We start from the raw sequence: 230 nt of genomic DNA on the forward strand, positions 1-230 counted from the left end.
CAACAGCCTGGCCCAGCGTCAGGTGCAAAACCTGCCGCTGAACGGCATCGGCCAGGTGCATCTGACCTTTGACGAGCCGATGGACCTGGATAAATACCAGCAGAATCCGGTTACCGGCGGCATGAACTTTATTGACCGTCTGAGCAACGTTACCGTCCGCGCAGGCATGATCCGCGAACAGAACCAGGAAGCGGCGCAGGCGACCGGAGAATTCAGCGCTTTTTAACAGC

Annotated in this window: 1 pseudogene; it reads left to right on the forward strand. The window is 57.8% G+C overall.

What is annotated here, in order from left to right:
• A pseudogene (locus QCD69_RS22660) lies at positions 1–223 on the forward strand (elongation factor 1-alpha C-terminal domain-related protein); the annotation flags it as partial.
• Between the last annotated feature and the right edge of the window lie 7 nt (positions 224–230).

Source organism: Erwinia sp. PsM31 (assembly GCF_030433775.1).
Classification (GTDB): Bacteria; Pseudomonadota; Gammaproteobacteria; order Enterobacterales; family Enterobacteriaceae; genus Erwinia; species Erwinia aeris.